The 20,232-nt window shown below is 67.5% G+C and carries 20 protein-coding genes; 17 read left to right on the forward strand and 3 right to left on the reverse strand.

Features of this window, described 5'->3' with window-relative positions; translation table 11 throughout:
* Nucleotides 1-27 precede the first annotated feature (27 nt).
* The 9 genes from rimM (at nt 28) to ACTWPT_RS01975 (ending at nt 7,239) form a co-directional block, all read left to right on the forward strand.
* Nucleotides 28-528, forward strand: a complete 501-nt coding sequence (gene rimM / locus ACTWPT_RS01935; protein ID WP_443175448.1) for a ribosome maturation factor RimM — start codon at nt 28-30, stop codon at nt 526-528.
* Complete coding sequence (trmD, locus tag ACTWPT_RS01940; protein WP_443175449.1) at nt 528-1,307, forward strand: tRNA (guanosine(37)-N1)-methyltransferase TrmD; 780 nt, start codon at nt 528-530, stop codon at nt 1,305-1,307. The genes rimM and trmD overlap by 1 nt, the downstream gene beginning before the upstream one ends.
* A gap of 137 nt (nt 1,308-1,444) precedes the next feature.
* On the forward strand, nt 1,445-1,807 hold the full coding sequence (gene rplS, locus ACTWPT_RS01945; protein WP_443175450.1) for a 50S ribosomal protein L19: 363 nt from the start codon (nt 1,445-1,447) through the stop codon (nt 1,805-1,807).
* Nucleotides 1,808-1,950: 143 nt separating this feature from the next.
* Complete coding sequence (gene lepB, locus ACTWPT_RS01950; RefSeq protein WP_443175451.1) at nt 1,951-2,817, forward strand: signal peptidase I; 867 nt, start codon at nt 1,951-1,953, stop codon at nt 2,815-2,817.
* Entirely contained in the window at nt 2,817-3,410 is a 594-nt protein-coding gene (gene lepB / locus ACTWPT_RS01955) for a signal peptidase I (RefSeq protein ID WP_443175452.1), read from the forward strand. The genes lepB (ACTWPT_RS01950) and lepB (ACTWPT_RS01955) overlap by 1 nt, the downstream gene beginning before the upstream one ends.
* A gap of 52 nt (nt 3,411-3,462) precedes the next feature.
* Nucleotides 3,463-4,131 (forward strand): ribonuclease HII, encoded by a 669-nt coding sequence (locus ACTWPT_RS01960; protein ID WP_443175453.1) that lies wholly within the window; start codon nt 3,463-3,465, stop codon nt 4,129-4,131.
* Between the two features lie 39 nt (nt 4,132-4,170).
* A complete protein-coding gene (locus tag ACTWPT_RS01965; protein ID WP_026215037.1) occupies nt 4,171-4,494 on the forward strand; it encodes a DUF2469 domain-containing protein in 324 nt (107 codons plus the stop codon).
* Nucleotides 4,495-5,343: 849 nt separating this feature from the next.
* Nucleotides 5,344-5,703, forward strand: coding sequence for a YraN family protein (locus tag ACTWPT_RS01970; RefSeq protein ID WP_443175454.1), 360 nt, complete (start codon nt 5,344-5,346; stop codon nt 5,701-5,703).
* Complete coding sequence (locus ACTWPT_RS01975; RefSeq protein ID WP_443175455.1) at nt 5,704-7,239, forward strand: YifB family Mg chelatase-like AAA ATPase; 1,536 nt, start codon at nt 5,704-5,706, stop codon at nt 7,237-7,239.
* 524 nt (nt 7,240-7,763) lie between these two features.
* On the opposite strand, the gene ACTWPT_RS01980 is transcribed toward ACTWPT_RS01975, so the two are convergent.
* Nucleotides 7,764-8,150, reverse strand: a complete 387-nt coding sequence (locus ACTWPT_RS01980; RefSeq protein ID WP_443175456.1) for a hypothetical protein — start codon at nt 8,148-8,150, stop codon at nt 7,764-7,766.
* On the opposite strand from ACTWPT_RS01980, the gene dprA reads away from it, so the two are divergent.
* Together dprA and ACTWPT_RS01990 are read left to right on the forward strand one after the other, a co-directional pair.
* Nucleotides 8,139-9,464 (forward strand): DNA-processing protein DprA, encoded by a 1,326-nt coding sequence (gene dprA / locus ACTWPT_RS01985; protein ID WP_443175457.1) that lies wholly within the window; start codon nt 8,139-8,141, stop codon nt 9,462-9,464. The two genes, ACTWPT_RS01980 and dprA, sit on opposite strands and share 12 nt — an antisense overlap.
* Before the next feature lie 975 nt (nt 9,465-10,439).
* Nucleotides 10,440-11,345: a tyrosine recombinase XerC gene (locus ACTWPT_RS01990; RefSeq protein ID WP_443175458.1), complete on the forward strand. Its 906-nt coding sequence runs from the start codon at nt 10,440-10,442 to the stop codon at nt 11,343-11,345.
* A gap of 55 nt (nt 11,346-11,400) precedes the next feature.
* On the opposite strand, the gene ACTWPT_RS01995 is transcribed toward ACTWPT_RS01990, so the two are convergent.
* Both ACTWPT_RS01995 and ACTWPT_RS02000 read right to left on the reverse strand, forming a co-directional pair.
* Nucleotides 11,401-12,285, reverse strand: coding sequence for a M23 family metallopeptidase (locus tag ACTWPT_RS01995; RefSeq protein ID WP_443175459.1), 885 nt, complete (start codon nt 12,283-12,285; stop codon nt 11,401-11,403).
* Between the two features lie 645 nt (nt 12,286-12,930).
* The gene (locus ACTWPT_RS02000) at nt 12,931-14,226 is read right to left on the reverse strand and encodes an MFS transporter (protein ID WP_443175460.1); all 1,296 of its coding nucleotides are present in this window, start codon (nt 14,224-14,226) and stop codon (nt 12,931-12,933) included.
* Nucleotides 14,227-14,295: 69 nt separating this feature from the next.
* Between ACTWPT_RS02000 and ACTWPT_RS02005 the strand changes: the two genes are divergently transcribed.
* The 6 genes from ACTWPT_RS02005 (at nt 14,296) to ACTWPT_RS02030 (ending at nt 20,191) form a co-directional block, all read left to right on the forward strand.
* Complete coding sequence (locus ACTWPT_RS02005; protein ID WP_443175461.1) at nt 14,296-14,910, forward strand: ArsR/SmtB family transcription factor; 615 nt, start codon at nt 14,296-14,298, stop codon at nt 14,908-14,910.
* 496 nt (nt 14,911-15,406) lie between these two features.
* The gene (gene rpsB, locus ACTWPT_RS02010; protein ID WP_443175462.1) at nt 15,407-16,387 is read left to right on the forward strand and encodes a 30S ribosomal protein S2; all 981 of its coding nucleotides are present in this window, start codon (nt 15,407-15,409) and stop codon (nt 16,385-16,387) included.
* 575 nt (nt 16,388-16,962) lie between these two features.
* Entirely contained in the window at nt 16,963-17,796 is an 834-nt protein-coding gene (tsf, locus tag ACTWPT_RS02015; RefSeq protein ID WP_443175463.1) for a translation elongation factor Ts, read from the forward strand.
* A gap of 170 nt (nt 17,797-17,966) precedes the next feature.
* Nucleotides 17,967-18,665: a UMP kinase gene (gene pyrH / locus ACTWPT_RS02020; RefSeq protein ID WP_241563775.1), complete on the forward strand. Its 699-nt coding sequence runs from the start codon at nt 17,967-17,969 to the stop codon at nt 18,663-18,665.
* Nucleotides 18,666-18,711: 46 nt separating this feature from the next.
* On the forward strand, nt 18,712-19,269 hold the full coding sequence (gene frr / locus ACTWPT_RS02025; RefSeq protein ID WP_443175464.1) for a ribosome recycling factor: 558 nt from the start codon (nt 18,712-18,714) through the stop codon (nt 19,267-19,269).
* 82 nt (nt 19,270-19,351) lie between these two features.
* Complete coding sequence (locus ACTWPT_RS02030) at nt 19,352-20,191, forward strand: phosphatidate cytidylyltransferase (RefSeq protein ID WP_443175465.1); 840 nt, start codon at nt 19,352-19,354, stop codon at nt 20,189-20,191.
* The last annotated feature ends 41 nt before the right edge of the window (nt 20,192-20,232 follow it).

Raw genomic sequence — 20,232 nt, forward strand, 5'->3', positions numbered from 1 at the left:
CGCTTGCGTTAAGAAAGGGCACATCACGTGCAGCTGGTCGTCGGCCGGATAGGCCGTCCGCACGGGGTACGCGGTGAGGTAACCGTGGAGGTGCGTACCGACGAACCCGAGCGGCGCTTCAACGTCGGCACGTCCATCGCGACCGACCCCGCCGAACGCGGGCCGCTCGTCGTCGCCGGCCGGCGCTGGCACAAGGACGTCCTGCTGATTGCGTTCGAAGGCGTCACCGACCGGGACGTGGCCGCGGAGCTGCGGGGCACCATGCTGGTCATCGACTCGGCAGACGTGGAGCCGTCCGACGACCCCGACGTATTCCACGACCACCAGCTCATCGGCCTGGCGGTGGAGACCGTCGCCGGCGACCCGGTGGGCGAGGTCTCCGACGTCCTGCATCACGGGCAGGACCTGCTGGTCGTCACCAGGAAGGGCGCGGACGAGGCGCTCATCCCGTTCGTCAAGGCTCTGGTGCCGGAAGTTGACCTGCAGGGCGGGCGGCTGGTCGTCGATCCGCCGGAGGGCTTGCTGTGATGCGGCTCGACATCATCTCGATCTTTCCTGAATACTTCGCGCCTCTGGACGTGTCGCTGATCGGCAAGGCACGCGATCGCGGCACGCTCGACGTACGCGTGCACCAGCTGCGCGACTGGACCCACGACGTGCACAAGACCGTCGACGACACGCCGTACGGCGGTGGTCCCGGCATGGTCATGAAGCCCGAGGTGTGGGGCGAGGCCATCGACGCGGTGATCGGGGGCGGCGCGCCGCGGATGATCGTGCCGACGCCGAGCGGGCGGCCGTTCACCCAGGAGCTTGCGCAGGAGCTGGCGGAGGAGCCGTGGCTGCTGTTCGCATGCGGACGCTACGAGGGCATCGACGCGCGAGTCATGGCCGAGTACGCCACGCGGCTGCGCGTGGACGAGGTCAGCATCGGCGACTACGTGCTGGCCGGCGGCGAGGTCGCGGTGCTGGTCATGGTGGAGGCCATCGGCCGGCTGCTGCCCGGCGTGCTGGGCAACGCCCAGTCGGCCGTGGACGACTCCTTCGCGCCCGGGTCGATGCGTAACCTGGTCGAGGGCCCCGTCTACACCAAGCCGCCCGTCTGGCGGGGCCATGAGGTGCCTCCCGTGCTGCTTTCCGGGCACCACGGGAAGGTGGCCAGGTGGCGACGGGACGAGGCGCTGCGCCGTACCGTACGAAACCGGCCCGAACTGGCGGCGGCGCTCGACCCCGGCGCGCTCGACAAGCACGACAGGAAGCTCCTGGAGGAGCTCTCGTTTCGCGTACGGCCGGAAGATATGGCAAACTGAATCGCTGCCAACCTTCCATTGGTTGGTCTGTCATGCCCGGGAAACGATCCCGGGTTCATCACATCAGCAGGCGTGTCCGCCGCGAGCCAAGGCCGGGTGGACCTCCGCGTGCTTACGAGGACTTGAGGACAGCTCTCATGCACACGAAGATCCAGGAGCTCGAGAAGGCGACCCTGCGCAGCGACGTGCCGGGTTTCCGCCCCGGTGACACGCTCGAGGTTCACGTACGAGTCGTCGAAGGCAACCGCTCCCGTATCCAGGTCTTCAAGGGCTTCGTGCTGCGCCGGCAGGGCAGCGGCGCCCGCGAGACCTTCACGGTCCGCAAGGTCAGCTACGGCGTCGGCGTCGAGCGCACCTTCCCCGTGCACAGCCCGGTCATCGAGAAGGTCGTGCTCGTGACCCGCGGCGACGTGCGCAGGGCCAAGCTCTACTACATGCGCGACCTGCGCGGCAAGGCCGCTCGCATCCGCGAGAAGCGCGAGACGACGGCCGCCAAGTAGCCCTGGTCTTTCCCCGAATGGCCCGCCCCCCGGGGCGGGCCATTCGGCTTTACAGGGCCGTTTCCTTTATGTGGAGCGACTCGTGCTCGGTGTAACGTCGGTCCCGGCTTATCGAGCCGAATCATCATCTAGGCTCGTCAGCGATGACTAGCGAGAGCCAGGAGCACGGCGCGGCGCGCCGCCCTGTCGAAGACGAGGTGGACGTGGTCGCCGAAGAGACTCAGAAGCCTGCCAAGGGCGAGAAAAAAGAGAAGGAGAAGAAAGGGTCGTTCTGGAAAGAACTTCCCGTTCTTGTCGTCGTAGCCCTGGTGCTGGCACTGATCATCAAGACGTTTGTGGTCCAGGCCTTCTACATCCCGTCGGAGTCGATGGAGAACACCCTGTTGACGAACGACAGGGTCCTGGTCAACAAGCTCGTCTACCACACGCGCGACATCGAGCGCGGCGACGTGGTGGTGTTCTCCGGCGTCGATTCCTGGGACGGCGAATTCCAACTGGAGGAGCCGTCCAACGCGGTCGCGGGGTTCTTCCGGTGGGTGGGCACGGCGTTCGGCCTCGTGCCCGGCGAGAAGGACTACATCAAGCGGGTCATCGGGATCGGTGGCGACCACGTCCGGTGTTGCGACTCCAAGGGACGCATCACGGTCAACGGCACGCCCATCGACGAGGAGAGCTACCTCTACCCGGGTAACGTGCCCTCCGACAAGTTCTTCGACATCATGGTGCCGCAAGGGCGGCTGTGGGTCATGGGAGACCACCGCTCGGTCTCGCTCGACTCGCGTTCACACACCGGCGACCCGGGTGGCGGTTCCATTCCCGAAAGTCAGGTCATCGGGCGGGCGTTCGTGATCGTCTGGCCGTTCGACCGGGCGAGCGTGATCGACATCCCGGCCACGTTCGCACAGCCCGCGCTCCAGGCGCTCGGCGGGGCGATGCCGATGGTCGCCGGATTCGGGCTGGCCATACCCTTGGTCCTGGTTCGTCGGCGCTGGTTGCGGAGGAGGCGTTGATGGCCGTCACCAAGAAGGCGGGGGGCGTGGGGAAAGAGAAGAAGAAGGGCGGCTTCCGTGAGACGGTGCTGCTGCTGGTCATGGGCGTCGGCATCGCGTTGTTGCTGCAAGCGTTCGTGGTCGGTTCGTTCTACATCCCGTCCGAGTCGATGGAGAACACTCTGCTGATCAACGACCGAGTGTTCGTCAACAAGCTCGCGGGCAAGCCGGAGCGCGGCGACATCGTGGTGTTCAAGGGCTGGAACGGCGAGGACACCATCAAGCGTGTCATCGGCGTCGGCGGCGACAAGGTGGTGTGCTGCGACGCCAAGAAGCGCATCACGGTCAACGGCACGCCGCTGGACGAGACGTCCTACCTCTACCCCGGCGATTTCGCCTCTGGCGATAAGTTCAACGTCACGGTGCCAGCGGGAAAGCTGTGGCTGATGGGTGACCACCGCAGCGCCTCGGCCGACTCCCGGGCCCACATGGAGGAGCCAGGTAAGGGCTTCATCTCGGAAGACGCGGTGGTCGGCAAGGCAGTGGTGCGTTACTGGCCGCTCAACCGCGGCTATCTCTTCTCCCGGCCCGACATTTTCGACAAGGTCAAGTAGAGGGGGCTTTCGGTCGCGGGCCGCGGCGAATGGGGCGTACGCTGCCTCTGTCATGACAGTTGCGTTCCGCCCTCGACCGAGCGTCGTCCGGCGCGATTCCGGACTCTACGCCTATGAGCGGGCGCTGGCCCGTCGCGGCCTCACCCCGATCGCCGGCGTCGACGAGGCAGGCCGCGGCGCCTGCGCCGGCCCGCTCGTGGTCGCGGCCGTGATCCTGCGCAGGGAGATCGACGGCCTGGCCGACTCGAAGCTGCTCACGCCGGTGGTGCGCGAAAGCCTCTACGATCGGATCACGCGTGTCTCCCATGTAGGCATAGTGGTGATCCCGCCAGGGGAGATCGACGCCAAAGGTCTTCACAAGTCCAACGTTTCAGGAATGCGGCGAGCTGTTGCACAGTTGCCCTGTGACCCGGAGTACATCCTGACGGACGGCTTCCCGGTGCCCGGGCTGCCCGCGCCGTCGCTCGCCGTGTGGAAGGGGGATCAGGTGGCCGCGTGCGTGGCGGCCGCGTCCATCGTGGCAAAGGTGACGAGGGACCGCCTGATGGTGGCGCTCGACGAACGTTTCCCGCAGTACGGCTTCGCCGAGCACAAGGGGTATGTCACACCTGGGCACCGGCTGGCGCTGGAAACGCACGGCCCATGTCCCGATCACCGTTACTCCTTCGTCACGGTGGCCAGGGAGATGGGTGAGAATGAATTGGGGGCCGGGGTTGCCTGAGCAGGCAAACCGGGGGACCGGTACGACAGGAGGACCGCGATGAGCGCAGAGGATCTCGAAAAGTACGAAACCGAGATGGAGCTGCAGCTTTACCGCGAATACCGTGATGTCGTCGGTTTGTTCACATACGTCGTGGAGACTGAGCGGCGCTTCTATCTGACCAACTCGGTCGACCTCGACGTCCGTACTGCGGAGAACGGCGACGTCTTCTTCGATGTGAAGATGCAGGACGCTTGGGTGTGGGACATGTATCGGCCGGCGCGGTTCGTGAAGAACGTGCGGGTGGTCACGTTTAAGGATGTAAACGTGGAGGAGTTGGCGAAGGCCGATCTGGAGATGCCGAAGGAAGGGTTCTCGGGGTAGTCCGGTCGGTCGTGGCTGGGGCTGTTGGCCGGTCGGGGTGGGCGCGGGTTAGCTGGTCGCGGGCAGGTCGCCGGGGGTTGCGTCGCGTGCAGTTGATGCGGGCCTGTTCGGTTGCCCTAGTCAGATTCTTGAGGCTGGATCCGGGCTGCTGAGCGCTGGACGGGGCTGCTGAGCGCTGGACGGGGCTGCTGAGCGCTGGGCCGGGGTGCGCTCAGCTGCAACCGCCTGCGAGGGTCCGCCCGCCGCCCGCCGCCCGCCCGCTGCCCGCAAGGTGCCCGCAGTCCGGCGGCCCGCAGGTTCCGCTGCCCGAAAGGTGCCCGCAGGCCTCGCTGCCCGCCGCACGTCGGCCCGCTGACTGCCGCCGCCCGCTAGCCCGTCTGTCGGGCCCCACCGGTTGCCCCCGCGCCACCGCTTATGCGGATTCCCACTCGTTGGCATGGCCTACCCACTTTGTGCGGCCGCTTGTCTGCGCGATGGAGGCTCAGCGCATCCGGGCGCCTGCCTCGGCGCTGAGGCCAGTTCACGTGCCGGTGCCGTGACCTGCCTCAGGCGCTGAGACGTTCCCATGCGCGCCACGTCCCGCTCTCGATGCCTACGGCGTTGGCCTGTCAGCCTCATCTCACGTGGACGCCGTGTCCGTTGTTGCCGTCCGCCGCACCGCTCTGGCCCTTCTCCCTCACGTACGTGTCAACGGACAGCGCCTACTTATCCACAGGGCGCAGCTACACACGGCCCGGCAATCCCCAGAATCGCGCTCGGCTCAACGGCCACCACCCCGCATCCGCCAAGGTCGGTTCCCGTACCGGACCGGATCGAAGCCGACCTCACCCGACCTGACGGAGGTGGCGCATGGCCACGAAGAACGACCTCGAACTCGGCAGGCAAGGCGAGCAACTAGCCGTGACCTACCTGGAGGCCAAAGGGATGAAGATCATCGAACGCAACTGGCGCTGTCGCCACGGCGAGATCGACATCATCGCCGAAGAAGGCCCCAACCTGATCGTCGTCGAGGTCAAGACCCGATCGAGCAGATCCCACGGCACTGCCCTGGAATCGGTGAGCCCGGCCAAGCTGGACAGACTCCGGATGCTCGCGGCCAAGTGGCTGGCCACGCAGTCCCGCACGTTCGACGCCGTGCGTGTGGACGTGATCGCCTTGGAGCGGTTCGCCGGCGACTTCGCCCTTCGTCACATACGGGGGGCGATCTAGATGGCCGTGGCCCGCACCCGCAGCGTGGCCCTCGTCGGCGTGACGGGCCATACCGTCGAGGTCGAGGCCGACGTGGGCAACGGTTTGGCGGGCATCCACCTCATCGGCCTCCCGGACACAGCTCTGAGCGAAGCTCGCGACCGGGTCCGATCGGCGGTGGTCAACAGCACGTACCCATGGCCCGACGCCCGCATCATCGTCAGCCTCTTCCCGGCCAGCCTCCCCAAACGCGGATCCCAGTTTGACTTGGCCATAGCGGTGGCGATCTTGGGCGCCGCCGGGGTGGTCCCCGCCGAGCGCGTAGGCGAGACGTTCTTCCTAGGGGAGCTCGGCCTCGACGGCCGCATCAGGCCGGTACGCGGGGTGCTGCCCTCCGTACTCGGCGCGGCGAAGCACGGAGATGCCACCGTCATCGTCCCGTCCGCCAACTCGGCGGAGGCGGCCCTCGTTCCCGACGTGAAAGTGATCCCGGTGGCCAGCCTGCGCCAGCTGGTGGAGTGGCTCCGCAAGGGGGAGGAGGGGCCCGAACCTCAGGTCGAAGAGTACGTCGAGCCGTCCTCCACCACCACGGATCCCGCGATCGACTTGGCGGACGTCGTTGGCCAGCCGGTCGCGCGCCGAGCGTTGGAGGTGTGCGCCGCAGGCGGCCACAACGTCTGGATGCTGGGCCCGCCCGGCACCGGTAAGACCATGCTGGCGGAGCGGCTCCCGACCCTCCTGCCCGACCTGGAGCTCGATCATGCTCTGGAGGTCACGGCGATCCATTCGGTCGCCGGCGTCCTGCCGGCGAACGCGCCCATGATGAGCAGGCCGCCGTTCGTCAGCCCGCACCACACGGCGACCGCAGCCGCGATCATCGGCGGTGGCAGCACGATCGTTCGCCCCGGGGCGGTCTCGCTCGCGCACCGTGGAGTTTTGTTCATGGACGAAGCCCCTGAGTTCCCACGCCACGTGCTGGACGCGTTGCGGCAGCCGCTGGAGTCGGGCCGCGTGACCGTCTCCAGATCGGCGGGCTCCGTCACCTTCCCGGCCAGATTCATGCTCGTCCTGGCCGCGAACCCCTGCCCATGCGCCCAATCCGAAGACCAAGGGGAAACCTGCAAATGTTCTCCCACGGTCAGGCGTCGTTACCTGGGCAGGCTGTCGGGCCCTCTGCTCGACCGCGTGGACATGAAGGTCACCGTGGCCCGCGCCTCCAGACGTGAGCTCATGGCAGACCGCCAGTTCGCGGAATCCAGCGCGACAGTGGCCGAGCGCGTCCTCGTGGCCCGTGAACGAGCCGCCAAACGCCTGGCCGGCACTCCATGGCGGACCAATGCCGAAATTCCCTCATCCGTCCTCCACAGCGACTACCGCCCGTCCCCGAAGGCCATGAAGCCCATGACGTCCTGCCTCGACTCGGGCACCCTCACTGCCCGCGGCCTGGACCGCGCGGTCCGCGTGTCCTGGACCCTCGCCGACCTGGCCGACAAGGACTGTCCCGAGGAAGACGAAACCACCGCCGCTCTCCACTTCTGGCTAGGTGTGACGTCGTAATGCGCGCTACCACCTCCACAACCCCCGGCCCAGCACCCCAAGCCCAGGAAAGGGTCATGACCCCACCCGCGACCTCACACCCTGAACGGGATGAGCAGCGCCCTCAGCTCGTCCCCTCACCGCCACCGTCGGACCACCCGTCACGGGCTACCACCCACACGCCCCAACAACCACCAGCTGCCGGGACGCCAGCCGCGCCGCCAGCCCAGCCGTCAACTGTGTCGTCTGCTGGGCCGCCAACTCGGCCGCCAGTCGTGCCGTCGGCTGGGCCGTCAGCTGCGGCGCCAGTTGTGGCGTCTGCTGGGCCGCTGACCCGGGCGCTGGTCGTGCCGCCTACCGGGCTGTCAGCTGCGCCAGCAGCTGGGCCGCCAACTCGGCCGCCAGTCGTGCCGTCGGCTGGGCCGTCAGCTGCGGCGCCAGTTGTGGCGTCTGCTGGGCCGCTGACCCGGGCGCTGGTCGTGCCGCCTACCGTGCCGTCGGCTGCGCCATCAGACGGGGCCCCTGCCATGCCGTCTGCTGGGGCGTCAGCCGCGCTCCGAACCGCCTCGGCGATAGGCGTCGAGGCTGAAATACGTGATCGCAACCCGGTCGATCAGGAGCCCCTCGATGTTGGGGATGGTCAGCGTCGTGAGGCCGGTCAGCGTCGTGAGGCCGGTCAGCGTCCTGAGGCCGGTCAGCGTCGTGAGGCCCGTCAGCATCCTGAGGCCGGTCAGCGTCGTGAGGCCCGTCAGCATCCTGAGGCCGTCCAACGTTGCGAAGTCAGAGAGCATAGTGAGGTCAAATTGCCTCACGAGGGCATAGAGCGTCATGTGGCCGGATGTGTGGAGAGGCTGCCGGACGACGTCGGTGACAATCCTGAGGGGGTCGGACACTTCGAGGCTGCTGTCGAGTGTCTTGAGGTGGTCGAGCATCCTAAGACCGCCGAGTACGAGGCAAGAGCCGCGCTCATGCGGGCAGCGGACGTCGGTGACCCGATCATGGGTCGTCTCGTGGCGCAGTATGGAGCCGCAGGTGCGGTGGAGTCGATCCGCGCCCGTACGCTTCCAGCGGACTTCACAGTCCAGGAGGCCCAGCAGGAGCGTCCCGCTGACCTGACGGTTCGTCTGAACGCCTGGCATGCGCGGCTGGCTGCCGCAAACCCCACCGCCGATCTCGAAACCGGGAAGAAAGCCGGGGCCCGCCTGATCATTCCCGGCAGCCCGGAATGGCCTACTCAACTGGACCAACTCGGTCCCAGCCGTCCCCTTGGACTATGGCTGCACGGCACGGCGGACCTCCGCTTCTCCTGCCTCAAATCTGTGGCCGTGGTGGGCGCCCGATCCGCGACCGCCTACGGTGTGCACATTGCGGCCGAGTTCGGCGTCGGCCTTGGCGAGTCCGGCTGGACTGTCGTGTCCGGCGGTGCCTTCGGGGTGGACGCCGCGGCCCATCGAGGAGCTCTGGTCGCCGACTCGCCGACAGTCGTCGTCCTGGCCTGCGGCGTGGACATCTGCTACCCGACTAGCCACGACACCCTGTTCGCGGCCGTCAGAGACCAGGGTGTGGTGGTGAGCGAATGCCCGCCGGGAGTGCATCCGACCCGGGCGCGCTTCCTCATCAGGAACCGCCTGATAGCCGCCCTGTCGAGGGGCACCGTCGTGGTCGAGGCGGCCCTGCGCAGCGGCGCTCTCAACACCGCCGCCCACACCCTGACACTCAACAGGCACCTGGCCGCCGTACCTGGCCCTGTCACATCACGCATGTCAGCCGGATGCCACAGACTCCTCCGCGAACGCAAGGCGGTATGCGTTACCTCGGCAGAGGAGATGATCGAACTCGTCGGCGTGATAGGCGACGACCTGGCCCCGCAGACCCGGGCCCCGGCGGTCCCGAGGGACGAGCTGAACGAGCCAACGAGAAGGGTCCTGGACGCGATCCCCACCCGAGGCGGTGCCGGCCCGGCCTCCATAGCGGTCGCAGCGGGGCTGGGCCTGGACGCCACCATGAGCGCACTGGGCGGCCTGGCCGCGGCAGGCTACATCGAGCGTTCCCCTGATGGCTGGCGTCTCCGCAAACAAGGGACCACGTATCGGAAGGCATCGGAAGCCGCTGTCCTGGAGCCTCCGCGGATAGTGGAGTACGCGGATCCAACCGAGGATCCACCGTTCCCGGACGACGACGATCTCGCACGCCACGAGGACGGCCTTCCCGCTCCAGAAGACAGTTCTCAAGGGGCGAAAACATGACGGTCAGAAGGAAGATCAGAGTTGCCTGGGTGAGGATCTGGCGGTGGGGAGGTGGAGGTGGGCGCCTGGTGCGTGAGACGCGGCTTGAGGCAGAGCCGACGGTGTGCGGGAATGCCGGCGGGTGTGGGTGGCCGCATGGTGGGCGGGCTGCGAGTCGGCTTCGAGAGCGAGGTCTGCCTAGCCGACGGTGTGGCCTTTGGCGCATCGCAGACCCCGAGGGTGGATGGGCCGGTGGGATCGTGCGCGCGGGGAGACAGCTCGCCTAGTGGCGCCGCCTCTGGTACGGGGATGGTGGCTGCGTGAGTCGAGAGGGCGGCATGCAGGTGGCGGCAGGCCTACGGTTGCGGCGCTGATTGAGGATGGGTGGGGCATCGGTGGCTGAGGGTCCCAACGACGCGCGAAACTGGCGCGCCTTTGGCAGAGGTGCGAAGAAGTGGGGATCACTGGTTTTCATTTGCCTCCGCGGCGGCCAAGCCTGGAGGCAGCCTGATGCCTGCGGCCATCGCTTTATGTTCCTCATCTTGGTTTCAGGCCTTCGGAGGATCGTGCGGTGGCCCGCACCATTTTCGCTGGACAGCGGGGGTCCGGCCAGGTGAATCGTCCGTCATGACCGCGTGGAGCGTAGGCACGTCACCACGCTCACCAGCTCACCGTGCTCACCAGTTCATCGGGTTCTCCATTTGCCACGTTCACCCGTGACACTGTGCGCATGAGCTGGTGGCACCGCTCGGGTGGCGCTTTCAGTCGCGCGGGTGCGTCGCGGGACCGCAAGAAGGTGCGTGCTGGTCCGGCTCGCTGTCGAGTTTGTCGGCGACGGCCCGGGTATCGCGGGTGGCCTGGTCGAGCGCTCTTCGCTTCTTGGCCGGGGAGAATCCGTGGGGCTCAGGCGGTGATGGGGTAGGTGGGACCGTTACGGCGTGGTTGTTCGCGAGGTCGTGTTTGCGGTTGGGTGAGGGTGGGACGATCGTTTTCTAGGTGGCGGTGAAGGGCAGGCCGGGAGTGGGCAGGGACGAGGTGGTGGCCGAGTTTGGTCGGTACTTGCGGTTCGAGCGCGATGTTTCCCCGCATACCGTCCGCGCCTACCTGGCAGATGTCAATTCCCTGCTCGATCACTTGAACGGGCCGATCGAGGGCCTGGACATCGGGGTGCTCAGGGCGTGGCTGGCCGAGCAGCATGGGGCGGGGAAGGCGCGAGCCACGCTGGCCCGTAGGGCGGCCTGTGCTCGTACGTTCACCGCCTATTGCCATCGTCAGGGCTGGTTGCCCGTAGACCCCGGCCTGCTCCTCGGAAGCGCCAAGGCGCCTCGCTCCTTGCCCTCCGTACTCGATCAGGAGCAGGCTCAGGCCGTCCTGGCCGAGCCTGCGACGGTGGAACCCAAGGAACTGCGGGATCAGGCTCTCCTCGAGATGCTGTACGCCACCGGCGTGCGAGTGAGCGAACTGTGCGCACTCGATGTCGACGACGTGGATCGGGACCGGCACGTCATCAGGGTGTTGGGCAAAGGGCGCAAGGAGCGTTCTGTGCCGTTCGGATTGCCTGCCCTCCGGGCGTTGGACAGGTGGTGCATCTACGGGCGGCCGCTGTGGGTTCGACCGGGGTCGGGGCCGGCGCTTTTCCTCGGGGTGCGGGGTGGGCGTATCGATGCGGGGACCGTTCGGCGGGTGGTGCATGCGCGGCTGGCGCAGGTGGAAGGGGCGCCGGACATGGGACCGCATGGCCTGCGGCACACTGCGGCGACCCATCTGCTGGAGGGGGGCGCGGATCTGCGTAGTGTTCAAGAGCTGCTGGGGCATGCGTCCCTGAACAGCACGCAGATCTATACACACGTCTCGATCGAGCGCCTGCGGGCCGCGTACAGGCAAGCTCATCCGAGGGCATGACCCCCTTCCAACTTTCACTTCGTCGGTGTTCGTGGGTTGCGCTTGCTGCCGCCGGTCAGGGTGGTGGTGAGGGTGAGGAGCGTTGATTGCGGGCTCCTCGGGCATGGCGGCTGTGGCGGCGTTTGCGGTGTAGGCCCTTTCTCGGGCTGTGATCGCTGGCTGGGGTACGGCGTCGTCGGCGTAGGGCAGTGATCAGAAAGGCTGTTCCTATCAGTGCGCCGGCCATGGCGATGGTGGGTACTGGGTTGGCCGAGGTTGAGCTGCTCAGGTGATAGCCGTTCAGAGGGCTGGGCGAGGTGGGGGTGTGTGACGGCGACTGGCGTGAGGTCGTCGGGGGTTTGGGGGCGATCGATGTGGGAGGTGTCGTTGCTTCCACGCGTGCTGGCACTGGCGATTTGTTGATCTGTGGTGGTGGTGGCGTCGTCGTTGCCGGCGGAAGACGAGGGGACCAGTAGGGGAGGAGGCGGATGGGGCCTTGGCCTAGGAGGATCAGAGGATTCAAGTAGCGGGTCTCGCGGAGGAGGCCCCAGTGCAGGCATGACTCCGGGCAGTGGTCTCCTGGGGCTTCGATGACGCCTAGTTCGGTTCCTGGGGTGACGGACTCGCCGCGTTTCACCGATGCCGCGACCGGCAGGTACGTCGTGCGGAGGCCGCCTTCATGGTCGATGGTGACCACGCCCTTTCCCGCAACGGGGCCGGCGAAGCGGACTGTGCCTCGGCCTGCTGCCAGGACAGGAGTGGTGGCGGGGGCGGCCAGGTCTATGCCGCGGTGTCCGGCGAGCCAGGGCTCGGGGGGCGGGGCGAAGCGGCGGAGGATTCGGGGGTGTCCGTCCAGAGGCCAGCGCCAGGTGGGAGGTGAGGCCCTTGCCGGGGGAGCGGTCAGGGGGAGGATCGCGGCGGCGAGGATGGTGGCGACCACTGCGGCGGTTCGGGACTTCATGGCGGGAGTCTGATCGAGACGGCGGGGACGGCGTTGGGGCGAACGTCGTTCTGTTGATGAAGCGGCCAGGGGTGGATGGCCTGTGGATACTCCCAGAGGCCCGACATGGTGGGTGGGGTCGCAGGCGTGCTGGGTGCGGTGGTCTCGGTCGCGACGTCGTGCACCCGTGCGGTGGTCTCGGTCGCGACGTCGTGCACCCGTGCGGTGGTCTCGTGTTGTGGGTCTTGTGGCGTGGAGTGGAGGGTCACGTCGTCTGGGCTTGTGGACTTTGGCGCGGATGTCGGGTTGCTGATCCTCCCGGTGGGGTGGGTCTCGGAGTCTGCGGTCGTCCGGGGTGATGGTGTCGCGGTGTCGGGGTGATGGTGTTGGGGTGTCGGGGTGTCGCGGTGCCGGGGTGTCGCGGTGCCGGGGTATCGGGGTGCCGGGGTGTCGCGGTGTCTGGGTGTCTGGGTGTCGGGGTGGGATGTTTAGCTGCTAGGTGCTGGGTCGTAAGGGTGTGGGGTGGGTGGCGTTGTGCCGGTGGCAGTCTCGGGGGCTGAGGTTGTGCGGCGCGGCCGGTACCTGCGTGGATTGCGGTGACGTGGTCTCGGTTAGGGGATGAGTGCGGGCCGTTCTAGAGGCGGTGCTTCAGTTCCAGGAGGTCGTTCAGAAGCGGTTCTGCTCTCGGGATGGCGTGGCTGGAGGGCGGTGGCGGGGGCGTAGTGGGGACGTCCAAATCCACACGGTGCTCAGGGCGATGCCGGCTGCGCAGAGGAGGATGACCGGGCGCAGGCCGAGGAAATCGGCGGCGACGCCGCCGGTCAGGCCGCCCAGGGCAAGAACGCCTTGGACCGCGAACGTCGTGGTGGCGTTCACCCGGCCGCGGAGCTCCGGGGATGTCTCGCGGAGGATGATCGCGCCCATGCACGTGGCGAAGGCCACCACTATCCCACCCGTGATCGTTCCGGTGACGGCCAGTAGGGAGAGCTTCCACCAGAGAGGGCCGGTCAGCAGACCTACTGCGAGGATTTCTATGGGGAAGAAGATGACCGTCGCGAGCAGGATGCGGTTCTCGCCGTAGCGCTTGGCGAGACGGGCCGTGATCCAGGCGCCCAGTAGACCGCCCATGCCGTTGAGAGCGATGAGGGCGCCGATCATGCCCTTGGGGATGCCCAGGGTGTTCACCATGTAGAGCATGTAAACGGCCGTGTACGCCATCGCGAAGAAGTTGATCGTGACGCCGGCTGCCAGGAGGGCACGGAGAACCAGATGGGTGAGGGTGGCTCGTAAGCCCGCCGTGACATCGCGCCACATCCCCCGGGAAGGGGCGGGTTCGTTCCGTTCCGGGGTGCGGATGGCACGCAGCAGCAGGGCCGAGGTCAGGAAGGACAATGCCTCCGCCAGTACGGCCAGTGGGGCCGTGAGGAGCTGGACCAGGAGGCCGGCCAAGCTGGGGCCACCGACCGAGGCGACCGAGTAGGAGGCGTGGAAGCCGGCCATCGCCTCCGTGTGCTGGGCGGGCGGTACCACGGCTGCCAGGTGCGGGAAGTTCGCCGCCTTGAAGAGCACTCCGGCCGTGCCGATCACCAGCGCTATGGCGATCAGCCAGGTGACGTTCAAGTGGCCGAGGAGCCAGAGCAGAGGGACCGTGGCGGCCGCCACGCAGGAGGCGAGCTCGCACGCGATCATGAGCGGGCGGTGCCGCCTGAGCCGGTCGGCGAGGGCACCCGACTGGAGGGCGAACAGGAGCGCGGGCACCGAAGCGGCCGCGGTCAGCATTCCCATCTGGGTCGGCGAGGCGGTCAGCAGGGTCACCGCTGTCAGGGGGATGGCCAGCTTGGAGACCTCGGAGCCGGTGATGGAGATCGTACGGGCGGCCCACAGCAGGCGGTAGTCGCGTTGCCTGCGGAGGGGTGGTGGATCGACAGGGGGTGAAGGGGAGTTATGAAGGGATTGCTTCATAATTTATGAAGGTATCCCTTCATAGTTCTGAAGGCAATACTTCAGATCTTGTCCAGGTACCTTTGGTGCATGAGTCGGGACAGTGACGCGGTCAGTGATCCCAAGGCGATGCGGGCGCTGGCCCACCCGGCGCGGCTGACGATCCTGAACAGGCTCGGCGTCGCGGGCAGCGCCACCGCCACAGAGGTGGCGGAGATCGCGGGCATCACGCCCAGCGCGGCCAGCTATCACCTGCGGATGCTGGCCAAGTACGGCTTCGTCGAGGACGCGCCGCCCCGGGGCGACGGCAGGGAGCGGGTGTGGCGGCCGGTCGATCGATCGATCCACGTCGGTGTCCGGCCTGGCGACCAGTCGGACGTCCGGGACGCCAAGCTGTCGTTGATGCTGGCGTTCCGGCGCCAGGCCAACGAGGAGGCCGATCGGGCGCTGGCCGGCATCGACCGCGAGCCGGAGGAGTGGCGCGACGCGACCTCGTTCAATCGAAGCCTGATCAGGGTCGACGCCGAGGAGATGGCGCGGCTCAACCAGGCGATCCAGAAGCTCATCGAGCCGTACGTCGCCTGCCACCGCGAGGAGACGGACGCGCCGAGCGGAGCCAGGATCGCCGAGGTGCAGATCAATCTGTTCCCGGTCGCGAAGAGGTCGGTTCCCGGGCTGCCTACCGAGGATCATGATTCGCGCTGATCTTCGGCGTCGGTTGATGGGATCCGGGTTGGGGGTGCTTTGGGCGCTGGTGTCGGTTGATGGGATCCGGGTTGGGGGTGCTTTGGGCGCCGGTGTCGGCCGATGGGATTCGGGTTTGAGGTGTCTTGGGCGCCGGTGTCGGCTGATGTGACTCGTGCTTGAGGTGCCTTGGTCTTCGGTATCGGCTGATGTGACCCGCGCTTGGGGGCCGGGGGAACGCCCGGGCTGCCCGATGCGATGCCAGATCGAGGGGCATGGGGTGGGAATGTCCGTTTGACCGTAGACGGTCAGCCAGGGGCGGTGTGGGAGGTAGACTTTTCGATGGCCTGTCACCACAGGCCGACTTCGCATGCCCCACTGCGGACCGCGCCATCGGTCCGGGCCCACGGCCCGGCTGGAGCGGGTTCGGGGCATCAGGGCGGCAGCCGACGTGTTGCCGCGGCACAACCGAGAACCGCGCCCATCCGCAGGGCGCCCAGACCTGGAGGACCATCAAATGGCCCCCGTCGTCACCATGCGACAGCTGCTCGAGAGCGGCGTTCACTTCGGTCACCAGACCCGGCGCTGGAACCCGAAGATGAAGCGCTTCATCTTCACTGAGCGCAACGGCATCTACATCATCGACCTGCAGAAGTCGCTCTCCTTCATCGATCGTGCGTACGACTTCGTGAAGGAGACCGTCGCCCACGGCGGCACGATTCTGTTCATCGGCACCAAGAAGCAGGCTCAGGAGGCCATCTCCGAGCAGGCCTCGAGGGTCGGCATGCCCTACGTCAACCAGCGCTGGCTGGGCGGCATGCTCACCAACTTCTCCACCGTGCACAAGAGGCTGCAGCGTCTGAAGGAGCTCGAGGAGCTCGACTTCGACAACGTCGCGGCCTCGGGGCTCACCAAGAAGGAGCTCCTCATGCGCCGTCGTGAGAAGGACAAGCTCGAGCGCACGCTCGGCGGCATCCGCGACATGGGCCGCGTGCCCAGCGCGGTGTGGATCGTCGACACCAAGAAGGAGCACATCGCGATCAGTGAGGCCAAGAAGCTTGGCATCCCTGTCGTCGCGATCCTCGACACCAACTGCGACCCCGACGAGGTCGACTACCCGATCCCGGGCAACGACGACGCCATCCGCGCCGTCGGCCTGCTGACCAGGGTCGTCGCCGACGGTGTCGCGGCCGGTCTGATGGCCCGCTCCGGCGCCGCCCGCGGTGACGAGAAGCCGGCCGCCGCCGAGCCGCTGGCCGAGTGGGAGCGCGAGCTCATCGAGCAGGGCACCGGCGAGCGTCCGGCTGAGGAGGCCGCCGCCGAGGAGGCTGCTCCGGCCGAGGCTGCTGCCGAGGAGGCTGCTCCGGCCGAGGTTGCCGCTGAGGACGCTGCTCCGGCCGAGGCTGCTGCCGAGGAGGCTGCTCCCGCCGAGGTTGCCGCCGAGGAGGCCGCTCCGGCCGAGGCCGCCGCCGAGGGCGAGACCGAGCAGCAGGCCTGATCCGAGCGACGGCGAGGACCGCGAGCGGCAGGCCTGACCTGATAGTGAGCACCATAAGGTCAGGATTGTGGCCGCGGTCGTCGCCACGGGCTCGGGTGAGGGCAAGCAAGGCAAGCTGACATCTGAATAACGGCGAATCACCGATCGGCTGGGCGATGCGCAAGGCACGTGTCCGGACTGGGCAAACGGCTGAGCTACGACCGGCGAGCCGGGCCCGCGGCACTCTGGTCAGGCTGGTAGCCAGACCAGGAGTGCGGTGAGGCAGGCGGTGGTCGGCCGGACCGGGGCACTCAGCCGGGGTGGTGAGCTCCGGTCGGGTGGCCGCGAGGTCCCGCCGCGGCGCGCCGCAGGCCATGCCGATGGTGGTGGCCGAGCTCAGGTGGTAGGTCGCGGTGATGCTGGGCAGTATGGCCAGCGGAGCAGCGGCGCAACCGACCCTGGCCCGAGCAGGGCAATGGCTTTCGCACGGCACCCGCCTGCCGTGCACAACCAAGGGTGGGCGTCGGATCCCCGGCGCCCGCCCGCTCCACGACGACGAATCCCATGACGACGAAATCCCACAAGGAATAAGAGCAATGGCTTCCGTGAACATGGCCGACGTCAAGCGGCTTCGCGAGATCACCGCTGCCGGCATGATGGACTGCAAGAAGGCGCTCGAGGAGTCCGAGGGCGACTTCGACCGCGCCATCGAGCTGCTGCGCCTCAAGGGCGCCAAGGACGTGGGCAAGCGCGAGGCCCGCACCGCCTCCAACGGCCTCGTCGCGCTCAAGCAGGACGGCGACTCCTCCGCCGCACTGCTCGAGGTCAACTGCGAGACCGACTTCGTGGCCAAGGGCGAGCGCTTCCAGGAGCTGGCCGGCCAGGTCGTCGCGCACGTCCTTGAGACCAAGCCCGCCGACGTGGCCGCGCTGCTGGAGTCCTCCTTCGACGGCAAGTCCGTCAAGGAGCACCTGGACTTGGCCAACGCCGCGCTCGGCGAGAAGATCGAGATCCGCCGCTTCGCGGTGCTCGAGGGCGGCTACATCGGTGCGTACATGCACAAGACCGACCCCGCGCTGCCTCCGGCCGTCGGTGTGCTGGTCCAGCTGGACAAGCCGAACGCCGAGGCCGCCAAGGACATCGCCCAGCACGCCGCCGCCATGGCCCCGCAGTACCTCAAGGCCGACTCGGTGCCGGCCGAGGTCGTCGACAAGGAGCGCAAGCTCTTCGAGGAGATGACCCGCGAGGAGGGCAAGCCCGAGGCGGCGATCGGCAAGATCGTCGAGGGCCGGGTCAACGGCTGGTACAAGGACTTCACGCTGCTCCAGCAGGCGTTCGTCAAGGACAACAAGAAGAGCGTCGGCAAGTACGCCGAGGAGAACGGCGTCGAGGTCCTCGCCTTTGTCCGATTCAAGGTCGGCCAGGCTTAGGCTTAGGCAAGCCGACAGCCCAACGGCTCAGGCAAGCCACCAGCCCCACGATCCACCGAATGAAGGAGGCCGCCGCCGTGCAGGACCACCGGGAGTCAGCCCACGAATCCACACGGGCGGCGGCTTCCTCATCTCCACACCCGCCCAACCTCCTGAGGTGGAAGCGGGTCATGCTGAAGCTGTCGGGCGAGGCGTTCGCCGGCAGCGAGCCGCTCGGCATCGATCCGGGCGTCGTCGATCACCTGGCCGACTCGATCGCCGAGGCGGTACGCGAGGGCGTGCAGGTCGCCGTCGTGGTGGGCGGCGGCAACATGTTCCGCGGCGCCACCCTGTCGCAGGGCGGCATCGACCGGGCCAGGGCCGACTACATGGGCATGCTCGGCACGGTCATCAACTGCCTGGCCCTGCAGGACTTCCTCGAGCGCCGGGGCGTCGAGACCCGCGTGCAGACCGCGATCACCATGCAGCAGGTGGCCGAGCCGTTCCTGCCGCGCCGCGCGATCAGGCACCTCGAGAAGGGGCGCGTGGTCATCTTCGGCGCCGGGCTCGGCTCGCCGTTCTTCTCCACCGACACCGCGGCGTCCCAGCGGGCCCTGGAGATCGGCGCCGAGGCGCTGCTCAAGGGCACGCAGGTGGACGGCATCTACGACTCCGATCCACGGAAGAATCCTGACGCGGTCAGGTTTGACCATCTCGACTACGGCGAGGTGCTGCTGCGCGACCTCGCGGTCATGGACGCCACTGCGATCAGCCTGTGCAAGGACAACGATCTGCCGATCGTGGTCTTCGACCTGATGGGCGAGGGCAACATCCTGCGAGCCGTACGCGGTGAGAAAATCGGCACGCTGGTGAGTCCCGCAGGCAAATGACGGAGCGAGCCCGACACCGGCAGCTAGTAGACGACAGGGAGCCGCTGTGATCGACGAAACCCTCCTCGAAGCCGAGGAAAAGATGGACAAGGCCGTCTCGGTCGCGAAGGAGGACTTCGCGAGCATCCGGACGGGCCGCGTCACGCCATCGATGTTCAACAAGATCAGTGCCGAGTACTACGGCACGCCGACGCCGATCCAGCAGCTGGCGTCGTTCCACGTGCCCGAGGCGCGCATGGTGCTGATCCAGCCCTATGACAAGAGCTCGATGGGCGCGATCGAGAAGGCCATCCGCGACTCCGACCTCGGTGTCAACCCGACGGACGACGGTCAGGTGATCCGCGTGACGTTCCCGGAGCTGTCCGAGGAACGCCGCAGGGAGTACATCAAGGTCGCCAGGAACAAGGGCGAGCACGCGAAGGTCTCCATCCGCAACATCCGCCGTTCGGCCAAGGAGATCCTCGACAAGATGATCAAGGATGGCGACGCGGGCGAGGACGAGGTCAGGCGGGCCGAGAAGGAGCTCGACGACATCACCCAGAAGCACGTCGCCAAGATCGACGAGCTGCTCAAGCACAAGGAAACCGAGCTGCTCGAGGTCTGAGCGTCGGCACACCGCACATAGCCGGTCTGGCATCTACGGCCCTCGCCCGAGGTGGCGGGGGCCGTGGCTCATGGAGAACTCTGTGGAAGAAAGTACGGCTGGCACCAGCCCGAGCGGCGGCAGCCGTAGCGGAAGGAACTTGCCTGCCGCGATCGCCGTCGGCGTGGTGCTGGGCGCACTGGTCATCGGCACCCTCTACACGATCAAGGAGCTGTTCCTCCTGGTGGTCGTCGGCGCCGTGGGCGTCGGTGTGGTGGAGCTGACCAGGGCGTTCGCCACCCGGGACATCAAAGTGCCGGCCGTGCCCGTGGTCGGCGGCCTGGCGGCGATGCAGGCGGCGGCGTACTGGGGCGGGCCGGTCTGGTTGCTCGCCACGTTCGTGGTGTTCGCGTTGGTGTTGCTGATCTGGCGCATGTTCAGCGCCGGCACGGACGGGTACGTGCGCGACGCGACGGCGTCGGTGTTCACGCTGTTCTATCCAGCGTTGCTGGCTGCGTTCGTGCCCATGTTGCTGCGCGAGGACGACGGCCACCACCGTGTGGTGATCTTCATCGCGGTGACCGTGGCCAGCGACATCGGCGGGTACGTCGCGGGCGTGTTGTTCGGCAGGCACCAGATGACCGCCATCAGCCCGAAGAAGACCTGGGAGGGGTTCGCCGGGTCACTCGTCGCGTGCACGGCGGTCGGGGCCTGGCTGGTGACGTGGCTGGTCGGCGGCGAGCTCTGGCAGGGGGCGCTGATCGGGGCGCTGGCCGCGCTGCTGGCGACCGTGGGCGACCTCATCGAGTCGATGATCAAGCGGGATCTCGGCATCAAGGACCTGGGGACGATCCTGCCCGGCCACGGCGGGCTGATGGACCGGTTGGACTCGCTGGTGACGACGTTGGTGCCGGTCTGGCTGCTGATGACGGTGTTCTTCTAGCGGTGCTGGGCTTCGAGCGTCTTTCCAGCGGTGCTGGGCTT

This window comes from Nonomuraea sp. 3N208, assembly GCF_052245935.1.
Lineage (GTDB): Bacteria > Actinomycetota > Actinomycetes > Streptosporangiales > Streptosporangiaceae > Nonomuraea.

Excerpts from the sequence above, each read along its gene's own strand:
- trmD (WP_443175449.1), top strand. The coding sequence starts at position 528 with ATGCGGCTCGACATCATCTCGATCTTTCCTGAATACTTCGCGCCTCTG.
- rplS (WP_443175450.1), top strand. The coding sequence starts at position 1,445 with ATGCACACGAAGATCCAGGAGCTCGAGAAGGCGACCCTGCGCAGCGAC.
- lepB (WP_443175451.1), top strand. The coding sequence starts at position 1,951 with ATGACTAGCGAGAGCCAGGAGCACGGCGCGGCGCGCCGCCCTGTCGAA.
- lepB (WP_443175452.1), top strand. The coding sequence starts at position 2,817 with ATGGCCGTCACCAAGAAGGCGGGGGGCGTGGGGAAAGAGAAGAAGAAG.
- ACTWPT_RS01960 (WP_443175453.1), top strand. The coding sequence starts at position 3,463 with ATGACAGTTGCGTTCCGCCCTCGACCGAGCGTCGTCCGGCGCGATTCC.
- ACTWPT_RS01965 (WP_026215037.1), top strand. The coding sequence starts at position 4,171 with ATGAGCGCAGAGGATCTCGAAAAGTACGAAACCGAGATGGAGCTGCAG.
- ACTWPT_RS01970 (WP_443175454.1), top strand. The coding sequence starts at position 5,344 with ATGGCCACGAAGAACGACCTCGAACTCGGCAGGCAAGGCGAGCAACTA.
- ACTWPT_RS01975 (WP_443175455.1), top strand. The coding sequence starts at position 5,704 with ATGGCCGTGGCCCGCACCCGCAGCGTGGCCCTCGTCGGCGTGACGGGC.
- ACTWPT_RS01980 (WP_443175456.1), bottom strand. The coding sequence starts at position 8,150 with ATGCTCGACCACCTCAAGACACTCGACAGCAGCCTCGAAGTGTCCGAC.
- ACTWPT_RS01995 (WP_443175459.1), bottom strand. The coding sequence starts at position 12,285 with ATGAAGTCCCGAACCGCCGCAGTGGTCGCCACCATCCTCGCCGCCGCG.
- ACTWPT_RS02000 (WP_443175460.1), bottom strand. The coding sequence starts at position 14,226 with ATGAAGCAATCCCTTCATAACTCCCCTTCACCCCCTGTCGATCCACCA.
- ACTWPT_RS02005 (WP_443175461.1), top strand. The coding sequence starts at position 14,296 with ATGAGTCGGGACAGTGACGCGGTCAGTGATCCCAAGGCGATGCGGGCG.
- rpsB (WP_443175462.1), top strand. The coding sequence starts at position 15,407 with ATGGCCCCCGTCGTCACCATGCGACAGCTGCTCGAGAGCGGCGTTCAC.
- tsf (WP_443175463.1), top strand. The coding sequence starts at position 16,963 with ATGGCTTCCGTGAACATGGCCGACGTCAAGCGGCTTCGCGAGATCACC.
- pyrH (WP_241563775.1), top strand. The coding sequence starts at position 17,967 with ATGCTGAAGCTGTCGGGCGAGGCGTTCGCCGGCAGCGAGCCGCTCGGC.